The 9,384-nt window shown below is 70.4% G+C and carries 8 protein-coding genes, 1 pseudogene and 1 riboswitch; of the genes and pseudogenes, 5 read left to right on the forward strand and 4 right to left on the reverse strand.

Annotated features, from left to right (window positions below; translation table 11 throughout):
- The first annotated feature begins 83 nt into the window (after positions 1 to 83).
- The 4 genes from AOK17_RS41175 (at position 84) to AOK17_RS41190 (ending at position 5,433) form a co-directional block, all read left to right on the forward strand.
- Positions 84 to 1,073, forward strand: coding sequence for a nucleoside hydrolase (locus AOK17_RS41175; RefSeq protein WP_055617763.1), 990 nt, complete (start codon positions 84 to 86; stop codon positions 1,071 to 1,073).
- Between the two features lie 59 nt (positions 1,074 to 1,132).
- A complete protein-coding gene (locus tag AOK17_RS41180; RefSeq protein WP_055617764.1) occupies positions 1,133 to 1,651 on the forward strand; it encodes a GNAT family N-acetyltransferase in 519 nt (172 codons plus the stop codon).
- Positions 1,652 to 1,713: 62 nt separating this feature from the next.
- Positions 1,714 to 1,854, forward strand: a riboswitch (cobalamin riboswitch).
- 139 nt (positions 1,855 to 1,993) lie between these two features.
- A complete protein-coding gene (locus AOK17_RS41185; protein WP_055617765.1) occupies positions 1,994 to 4,408 on the forward strand; it encodes a ribonucleoside-diphosphate reductase subunit alpha in 2,415 nt (804 codons plus the stop codon).
- Positions 4,408 to 5,433: a ribonucleotide-diphosphate reductase subunit beta gene (locus AOK17_RS41190; protein WP_055617766.1), complete on the forward strand. Its 1,026-nt coding sequence runs from the start codon at positions 4,408 to 4,410 to the stop codon at positions 5,431 to 5,433. The genes AOK17_RS41185 and AOK17_RS41190 overlap by 1 nt, the downstream gene beginning before the upstream one ends.
- Here the strand turns inward: AOK17_RS41190 and AOK17_RS49355 are convergent.
- Positions 5,346 to 5,582, reverse strand: coding sequence for a hypothetical protein (locus tag AOK17_RS49355; protein ID WP_206190922.1), 237 nt, complete (start codon positions 5,580 to 5,582; stop codon positions 5,346 to 5,348). The two genes, AOK17_RS41190 and AOK17_RS49355, sit on opposite strands and share 88 nt — an antisense overlap.
- A gap of 93 nt (positions 5,583 to 5,675) precedes the next feature.
- On the opposite strand from AOK17_RS49355, the gene AOK17_RS41195 reads away from it, so the two are divergent.
- Positions 5,676 to 6,638 (forward strand): helix-turn-helix domain-containing protein, encoded by a 963-nt coding sequence (locus tag AOK17_RS41195; protein WP_055617769.1) that lies wholly within the window; start codon positions 5,676 to 5,678, stop codon positions 6,636 to 6,638.
- Between the two features lie 30 nt (positions 6,639 to 6,668).
- On the opposite strand, the gene def is transcribed toward AOK17_RS41195, so the two are convergent.
- From def to AOK17_RS41210, 3 genes and pseudogenes are all read right to left on the reverse strand, one after another.
- Positions 6,669 to 7,322, reverse strand: a complete 654-nt coding sequence (def, locus tag AOK17_RS41200; RefSeq protein WP_055617767.1) for a peptide deformylase — start codon at positions 7,320 to 7,322, stop codon at positions 6,669 to 6,671.
- A 189-nt stretch (positions 7,323 to 7,511) separates the two neighbouring features.
- Positions 7,512 to 8,492 carry a tetratricopeptide repeat protein gene (locus AOK17_RS41205; RefSeq protein ID WP_055617768.1) on the reverse strand — a complete coding sequence of 327 codons (981 nt, stop codon included), beginning with the start codon at positions 8,490 to 8,492 and terminating at the stop codon, positions 7,512 to 7,514.
- Between the two features lie 117 nt (positions 8,493 to 8,609).
- Positions 8,610 to 9,384 (reverse strand): annotated as a pseudogene (locus AOK17_RS41210) (metal-dependent phosphohydrolase); the annotation flags it as partial.

Below are 9,384 nucleotides of genomic sequence, written 5' to 3' on the forward strand. Positions count from 1 at the left end.
GCCCCCAGGGACGGGACGGGTAGGGGCGGCGGGGGCGACAACTCCCCCTGGCGGCACGGGAGTCCGCCGCTACGCTGGTCAGCGTGACCGTTCGCGCTCCGATCGTCCTCGACAGTGATCCCGGTATAGACGACGCCGTGGCTCTCCAGTACCTGCTCGGCACAGGCAGGTGGGACCTCAGGGCCTACACCTCCGTGGGCGGCAACCTCCCCGTCGAGCAGACGTACCGCAACGCCCGCGCCCTGGCGAGAGCCCTCCGTATCGACACGGACGTCCCGGTCCACCGCGGAGCGGCCCGCCCCCTCACCCGACTCCCGTACGCGGCCGCGGCCCACTTCCACGGCCCCGAGGGCCTCGGCCACGAGACGCTGCCCGACTCGACCGCCGCCCACCCGACGGAGTCCTCCGCACAGGCGCTGCTGCGGCTCTCCCGGGAGCACGAGGGCGAGCTGACCGTGTGCGCCACCGGCCCGCTCACGAACGTGGCCATCGCGCTCCTGGAGGACCCGGCCTTCGCCCGGCGCGTGAAGAAGTTCGTGTTCATGGGCGGCAACGCGCAGGTGCCCGGAAACATCACCCCGGTCGCCGAGTTCAACATGTGGGCGGACCCGGACGCCGCCGAGGTGGTGCTCTCCTCCGGCATCCCGTTCACCATGGTCGACCTGGACGCCTCGCACGGCTGGCTCTTCGGCCCCGCCGACCTCGCCGCGCTGGAGGCGGCCGGGGAGGGCGCGGCGCTCGCGGCCCGGCTGCTGCGGGTCTACATCGGCTCCTACCGCCGCCACGGCGGAGGCGACTCCTGCCCGCTGCACGACCCGCTGGCCGTGGGCGTGTGCGCGGACGAGTCGTTCGTGACGCTCGCGGAGGGAGCCGTCGTCGTCGAGTGCTCCAGCGAACTCACCCGCGGCCAGACCGTGTTCGTCCCCTCGGCCGCCCGGCGGAACTACTACACCGAGTCGCCCGCCCTGACCGCCCGCACCCGCCACACGGGCCGCGTGGCCCTCGGCCCGGGACCGCGCGACTTCACGAAGGACTTCGTCACGACCCTGCCGCAGTGGCCGGCCGTGGGCTGAGCCACCCCCTGGGAAAAACTCGGCGGCCTCTGTCGTACCCCTCGGGCACACTGCCAGGCATGGACATCGTGATCAGGCGGGCGAGGCCCGAGGAGTACGAGGCTGTGGGCGAGATCACCGCGCAGGCCTATCTCGGGGACGGGCTCCTCGACTTCGGGGAGAGCGACGGGTATCTGGGCGAGTTGCGGGACGTGGCGAAGCGCGCCGCCGCCGCCGACGTGCTCGTGGCCGTGTTGGCGACAGGGGCCGGCGAGCGGGTCGTCGGCGGCGTGACCTTCGTCCCGTCCGGCGGGCCGATGGCCGACATCGCGCGCGAGGGCGAGGCCGAGATACGGATGCTGGCGGTCGCCAAGGAGGCCCGCGGACACGGGGCGGGCGAGGCCCTCGTGCGCGCCTGCGTCGAACGTGCCCGGGCCACAGAAGGCTGCGTACGCGTCGTGCTGTCCACCCAGCGCACCATGCACAGCGCCCATCGCATCTACGGACGCCTCGGCTTCACCCGCGCCCCCGACCGCGACTGGAACCCGGTCCCGGACCTCGACGACATCATGCTGCTCACCTACGAGTTGGCACTCTGACACCCTCCGAAGCCGACACGACACAACATGTGGGGGTGCTTCCCGAGCCCGGCACAAGATGTATGCTCATGCTCGCTGTCGCCGCAGGGGAATCCGGTGCGAATCCGGAACTGTCCCGCAACGGTGTACTTGTGCATGTCTGTCCCCAGAGGAGAGCCGTGCGCCCGGTCAGTCCGAGGACCTGCCGACAGCGTGCCCAGGCCATCCGGCCCGGGTGCCATGACGTCCGGGCCTCGCGGAGTGGGCCGGTGGACGCGGCGTACCGCTGCGCAGAGCGTGTACCCCCGTGTGCCCCGAACCCCCCTCCCCGCAGGCCCCGTGCCGAGCGAGGGAGAGCCCCACGTGACCATCGCGCCAGCCGATCCGGTCTCAGCGAAAGCGCCCCAGTACCAGCAGGACAGGGCCGAGGCCGACGGACCGGGAACCGTGTTGCTGCGGACCCTGACCGACCTCACCGCCGACCTTCCCGACGCCGACCCCGGCAGGGTCGCCGCCGCCGCGCTGCGCGGCCGGTCCTCCGTGGGAGCCGACGGGATCACCGCGGAGCTGCGCGAGCTGGCCACGGAGTCGGCCGCGGGCCTCATCTCCGAGGACCCGGTCTACTCGAAGCTGGCCGCCCGCCTGCTGACGATCAGCATCGCCGCGGAGGCCGCCTCGCAAGGTGTCCGGTCCTTCTCCGAGTCGGTCGCGGTCGGCCACCGCGAGGGCCTGATCGCCGACCGCACCGCCGAGTTCGTACGGACCCACGCGGCCCGTCTGGACGCGCTGATCGACCTCGAAGGCGACGACCGCTTCGGCTACTTCGGCCTGCGCACGCTGCACAGCCGGTATCTGCTGCGGCACCCGATCACGCGGTCCGTCATCGAGACGCCCCAGCACTTCATGCTGCGTGTGGCGAGCGGTCTCGCCGAGGACGACACGACCCGTGCTCTCGACGAAGTGGCCGCCCTGTACCGGCTGATGAGCCGCCTCGACTACCTGCCGTCCTCCCCCACGCTCTTCAACTCCGGTACGCGGCATCCCCAGATGTCGTCCTGCTACCTCCTCGACTCCCCGCTGGACGAGCTGGACTCCATCTACGACCGCTACCACCAGGTGGCCCGGCTCTCCAAGCACGCGGGCGGCATCGGCATCGCGTACTCCCGTGTCCGCTCGCGCGGTTCCCTGATCCGCGGGACGAACGGGCACTCCAACGGCATCGTCCCGTTCCTGAAGACGCTCGACGCCTCGGTCGCCGCCGTGAACCAGGGCGGCCGGCGCAAGGGCGCGGCGGCGGTCTACCTGGAGACCTGGCACTCCGACATCGAGGAGTTCCTGGAGCTGCGCGACAACACCGGTGAGGACGCCCGGCGTACGCACAACCTGAACCTCGCGCACTGGATCCCGGACGAGTTCATGCGCCGGGTGAACGAGGACCGCGTGTGGTCGCTGTTCTCGCCGGCCGACGTGCCCGAGCTGGTCGACCTGTGGGGCGAGGAGTTCGACGCCGCCTACCGCAAGGCGGAGGACCAGGGCCTCGCCAAGAAGACCATCCCGGCCCGCGATCTGTACGGCCGCATGATGCGCACCCTCGCGCAGACCGGCAACGGCTGGATGACCTTCAAGGACGCCGCCAACCGCACGGCCAACCAGACCGCGCTGCCGGGCCACACGGTCCACTCCTCCAACCTCTGCACGGAGATCCTGGAGGTCACGGACGACGGCGAGACGGCGGTCTGCAACCTCGGGTCGGTCAACCTCGGCGCGTTCGTGGACACGGCCACCGGTGACATCGACTGGGAGCGGCTGGACGCGACCGTCCGTACCGCCGTCACCTTCCTCGACCGGGTCGTCGACATCAACTTCTACCCGACCGAGCAGGCGGGCCGTTCCAACGCCAAGTGGCGGCCGGTGGGCCTGGGCGCGATGGGTCTGCAGGACGTCTTCTTCAAGCTGCGGCTGCCCTTCGACTCGGCCGAGGCCAAGGCGCTCTCCACCCGTATCGCCGAGCGCGTCATGCTCGCCGCGTACGAGGCGTCCGCCGACCTCGCCGAGCGCAACGGCCCGCTGCCCGCCTGGGAGAAGACCCGTACGGCGCAGGGCGTGCTGCACCCCGACCACTACGACGTGGAGCTGAACTGGCCGGAGCGCTGGGCCGCGTTGCGGGAGCGGATCACCTCGGTCGGCATGCGCAACTCGCTGCTGCTCGCGATCGCGCCCACCGCGACGATCGCGTCCATCGCGGGCGTCTACGAGTGCATCGAGCCGCAGGTCTCCAACCTGTTCAAGCGCGAGACCCTCTCCGGCGAGTTCCTCCAGGTCAACTCCTACCTGGTGGCCGAGCTGAAGAAGCTCGGCGTGTGGGACGCGCAGACCCGGGAGGCGCTGCGCGAGTCGAACGGCTCGGTGCAGGGCTTCACCTGGGTGCCGCAGGACGTGCGCGATCTGTACCGCACGGCGTGGGAGATCCCGCAGCGCGACCTGATCGACATGGCCGCGGCCAGGACCCCGTTCCTGGACCAGTCCCAGTCACTGAACCTGTTCCTGGAGACGCCGACCATCGGCAAGCTCTCCTCGATGTACGCGTACGCCTGGAAGTCGGGGCTGAAGACGACGTACTACCTGCGCTCGCGCCCGGCGACGCGCATCGCCCGTGCCGCGGGTTCCTCCTCGGCCACGGCCGCCCCCATTCCCGTACAGGCGACTCCCGCGACTCCCGACGAGGACGCCGTCGCCTGCTCCCTTGAGAACCCCGAGTCCTGCGAGGCCTGCCAGTAATGACCACCGCTCCCGACAAGACCGTCAAGAACCTGCTCGACCCGGGCTTCGAGCTGACCCTGCGTCCCATGCGCTACCCGGACTTCTACGAGCGCTACCGGGACGCGATCAAGAACACCTGGACCGTCGAGGAGGTCGACCTCCACTCGGACGTCACCGATCTGGCGAAGCTGTCACCGGGCGAGCAGCACATGATCGGCCGGCTGGTCGCGTTCTTCGCGACGGGCGACTCGATCGTGTCGAACAACCTGGTGCTGACGCTCTACAAGCACATCAACTCCCCCGAGGCGCGGCTGTACTTGAGCCGTCAGCTCTTCGAGGAGGCCGTGCACGTCCAGTTCTATCTGACGCTGCTCGACACGTATCTGCCCGACCCTCAGGACAGGGCCGCGGCCTTCGACGCGGTGGAGAGCATCCCGTCGATCCGCGAGAAGGCCGAGTTCTGCTTCAAGTGGATCAACGAGGTCGAGAAGCTGGACCGGCTGGAGACGAAGGCCGACCGCCGCCGCTTCCTGCTGAACCTCATCTGCTTCGCCGCGTGCATCGAGGGCCTGTTCTTCTACGGTGCCTTCGCTTACGTCTACTGGTTCCGCAGCCGGGGTCTGCTGCACGGTCTGGCGACGGGCACCAACTGGGTGTTCCGCGACGAGACGATGCACATGAGCTTCGCCTTCGAGGTCGTGGACACCGTCCGCAAGGAGGAGCCGGAGCTCTTCGACGACCAGCTCCAGGAGCAGGTCACCGACATGCTCCGGGAGGCCGTCGAGGCCGAGCTGCAGTTCGCGCGCGACCTGTGCGGTGACGGCCTTCCGGGCATGAACACCGACTCGATGAGGCAGTACCTGGAGTGCGTCGCCGACCAGCGCCTGGCGCGCCTCGGCTTCGCTCCGGTGTACGGCTCCGAGAACCCCTTCTCCTTCATGGAGCTGCAGGGTGTTCAGGAGCTGACCAACTTCTTCGAGCGCCGGCCTTCGGCGTACCAGGTGGCCGTGGAGGGTTCGGTCGGCTTCGACGAGGACTTCTGATCCTTGCGGTGTCCCTGCTCGGCCTCCCTGAGCTGACGGTCGATGCGCCGGTCGCGCACGATGCCGAACGCCGAGGGGAGGACGAGCAGGACCAGGATTCCGAGGACGAAGAGCATTGAGATCAGGCCTTCCAGCTGTGTCGTTTCCATGGACACCACTGTCGCGCCGAATGCTCCTTACCGTGAGTGGCAGGACTGCCGCACACCCTCGATTTCCTGCCAGATCTGATGCACACTGGCAGCATGCTCACCAACGTGGCCGTCGTCCTGCTCAACGGCGTGCATCCCTTCGAACTCGGCGTGGTCTGCGAGGTGTTCGGCCTCGACCGCAGCGACCAGGGCCTGCCCGTGTACGACTTCGCGGTCGCCTCCGCCGAGGGGCCGACCCTGCGCACGCACGCCGGCTTCTCCGTGCACACCGAGCACGGGCTCGAACGGCTGGAGAGCGCCGACCTGATCGCCGTACCGGCCGGGAGCACGTATGCGACCCGGGAGTATCCGCCGGAGCTGCTCGACGCGCTGCGCCGGGGCGTCGAGCGGGGTGCCCGGGTGCTCAGCGTCTGCTCCGGAGTGTTCGTGCTCGCCGCCGCGGGACTCCTCGACGGACGGCGCTGCGCCGCACACTGGCGGCACGCGGACGAACTCGCCCAGCGGTATCCGCGCATCGACGTCGAGCCGGACGTCCTGTACGTCGACGAGGGCCCGGTGATCACCTCCGCGGGCACCGCCGCGGGCATCGACGCCTGTCTGCACATCGTGCGTGAGGCGCACGGGCCCGAGGTCGCCAACGCCATCGCGCGCCGCATGGTGGTACCCCCGCACCGGGACGGCGGCCAGGCCCAGTACATCGAGCGGCCACTGCCGCGCTCGCAGTGCGACACGGTCGGCGAGGTGCTCGCCTGGATGGAGCGCCACCTCGACGAGGAGGTGACCGTCGAACAGCTCGCCACTCGCGCGCTCATGTCCCCGCGCACGTTCGCCCGCCGCTTCCAGCAGGAGACGGGCACCACCCCGTACCGCTGGCTGTTGCGTCAACGGGTGCTGCTGGCACAGGAGTTGCTGGAGGCCACGGACGAGACCATGGACTTCATCGCGGACCGCACGGGGTTCGGGACCGCGGCAGCCCTGCGCCACCAGTTCGTCCGCTCGCTCGGGACGACCCCGAACGCGTACCGGCGCACGTTCAGGGGCTCGGACGCCGCCTGAACGCGCGCCGCAGCGTGATGCGGCGGTGGTTCAGTCGTTCGCGACGACGGGGTACCGCGGCTCGTTCTCGGCCATCTGCCGCAGCGCGTCCTTGCGCTCACGCTTGGAGAGCCGGTCGATGTACAGGTACCCGTACAGGTGGTCCGTCTCGTGCTGGAGGCAGCGCGCGAAGTAGCCGGTGCCCCGCACCTTGATCGGGTTGCCCTTCTCGTCCTGCCCGGTGACCTCGGCGTAGTCGGGCCGGGCGAGCGGCGCGTACGCGGTCGGCACAGACAGGCAGCCCTCGTTGCTCTCGTCCAGCTGGCGCCGCTCGGCGGGCAGCTCGACGAGCACGGGGTTGCAGACCACGCCCACGTGCCGCTTGCCCTCGTCGTCCGGGCAGTCGTAGACGAAGACCTTCAGGTCGACGCCGACCTGGTTGGCGGCCAGGCCCACACCCTCGGCGGTGTGCTGGCTGGCGAACATGTCGTCGACCAGCTTGGCGAGGTCGTCGCCGAACTCCGTGACGTCCTTGCACTCCTTGTGCAGTACGGGATTTCCCACGACCGTGATGGGCCGCGAGGAACCGCGCCCTCGATAGGCCGCCTCACGCTCCCCCGCGTCGTCCTCACTGTCGATGACGAAGCCCTCGTCGTCCACGGGGAGCACGCCCACGTGCTGCTGATCGGTGTCCTGCTGCGCCATGACCGACGTAAGCCTTCCTCGGAAAACAGGGTTGTGATGCTGAACAGGGTACGGGGGCACGCCCCCGGCAGGCGGCGCCCCCGACAGAGGCGCTCCTTCAGGGGCGCGGGGCTGTGCCCATGTGCGGCTGCGCCGCGGGGCGCGACCAGCCACGGCAAGCCCGCGACCTACGAACCCCCGTCGCAGCCTCTAACAAACCTCTTCAAGATCCCGCCAGTCCCTGGAATCCGGGCTGTCGGCAACCCACCCGTCCAACAACCCCCGCACCAACGAGGCGGGCGCGGCAAGCCCGCACTCCCGCTCGGGCACCCACAGCTGCCCGTCGGTCCGGTGCCCGAGGGGCCCCGGATGCCCCGGCTCACTGTGGTCGTGCGGATCGAGATGCTCCCCGTCCCCCTCGTCGGACGGCATCCGGGACTCGGAACACATCCGACAGAGCAGCCGGACCGACGACGACCAGTCCTCCGCGGCGAACCCGGCGTCGGCCGCCAGCCGCTCCAGGGCGTTCCGGTCGTCCTCGGTCTCCGCCTCCAGGAGCACCACCCAGGTCGGCACGGGAGAGGGCGCCCACAGCTCGATCTCGTCGAACACGGGATAGGAGTGGCCGGCCGCGGTCGTCCGCTCACCGTGCGGAACCCCGTCGTGCAGTACGACCTCACCCCAGCGCCGCCCGGAGGACGGCAGCGGAATGGAGAGGACCTCGATGCGGGCGGGGTCGAGCCGCCGCCCCCACACGACCTCGGCCTCACCCTCGGGCGACAGCCGCACGGCCGCGCTGCCGAGGTCCATGCCCACCGGTTCACCCGATGCGGTGGCACCGCCGGGCACCCGCAGTCCGTACGCCTGCCAGGCCCGCCGCGCGAGCGGCCAGTCCTGGAGGGCGGTGGCCGCGATGCCGACGTTCCACCAATCAGGGGCCCCGGTCTCCCGGTCGAGCAGTGCCACGGCCCTCAGACCGGCCGCCCGCGCCTGCTCCCAGTCGTGCCGGAACTTGTGCAGGAGGGCCAGGTTGAACCACGACTCGGACAGCCAGGGTTCCAGGTCCGCGGCGCGCGTCAGCAGCGCCCCCGCGTCCTCGTACCGGCCGTCGCCGATCAGCGTGAACGCACGGTCGGTGGCCTGCCGCCATGAGGCGGAGGGCCGGTGCCGTCCCTTGCCGAAGATCCTCACGATTCCCGCCTGCCAGTTCGTTGAAGAGCGTGCAGCCTCGGGCTGGACTGTGCCCCCTGATGTCCTCTTCCTCGCATCCAACCACGGACGGTCGGACGGGCGCTCATTACCCATGGGTTACCCAGCCAGGGGCAGCATAAGACTGCCCCTCGCCAGCACCCTGGCCAGCGACTCCACCACCTCGGGCTGATAGTCCCGGGCGGTGCCGAGCCTCAGCTCCTCCAACGCCTTGAGGGGCCCGCCGGGACCTGCTTCCCGGGCTTTCTCCTCGTACGCGTTGACCGCCCGTACGATTCTGGCGCTGACCGGCTGTTCGCGGTACGGGTCCGCCTGGCGCTCCACCACCACGGCCACCTCCGCGTCCACCCCGGTCTGGCGCACCACGGCGCCGCCGAGCAGGGCGATGCGCCGCTGGTCGTCGGGGGCGAGGGAGGCGGTGGCCCCCGCGGGGACGGGGTCGACGAGAGACAGCTGGCCGATGTCGTGCATCAGGGCCGCGTACGTGGGTCCGTCCTCGGCCCACTCCCTCAACCTGCCCTGGTTGTAGAGGGGTTGGAAGCAGACGGCGGCGAAGGCGACGGTCAGGACGCGCCGGGTGAGGTGGTCGGCGGTCGGTCCGTGTCCCTTGGCCACGTGAGGCACGCACCCCACCAACGAGGCCGCCACGACGACGGCCACGGTCTGCAGCACCCCGTGGTGGGTGCTCTGCCCGCCGTTCTCCCCCAGCAGCGCGTACGCCAGCGCCCCGGCCGCCCCGAGCGGCGCCGACTCCCGCTGCTCGGCCCCACCCCACCGGGCCAGCTCCCCAACGGCGATCAACACCCCGAAGGCGAGCGCGACACCGCGCTCGTCGAGGCCGTGCCAGAGGGTGGCGACGAGGGCGACGACCGCG

This window comes from Streptomyces phaeochromogenes, from assembly GCF_001418655.1.
Taxonomy (GTDB): domain Bacteria; phylum Actinomycetota; class Actinomycetes; order Streptomycetales; family Streptomycetaceae; genus Streptomyces; species Streptomyces phaeochromogenes.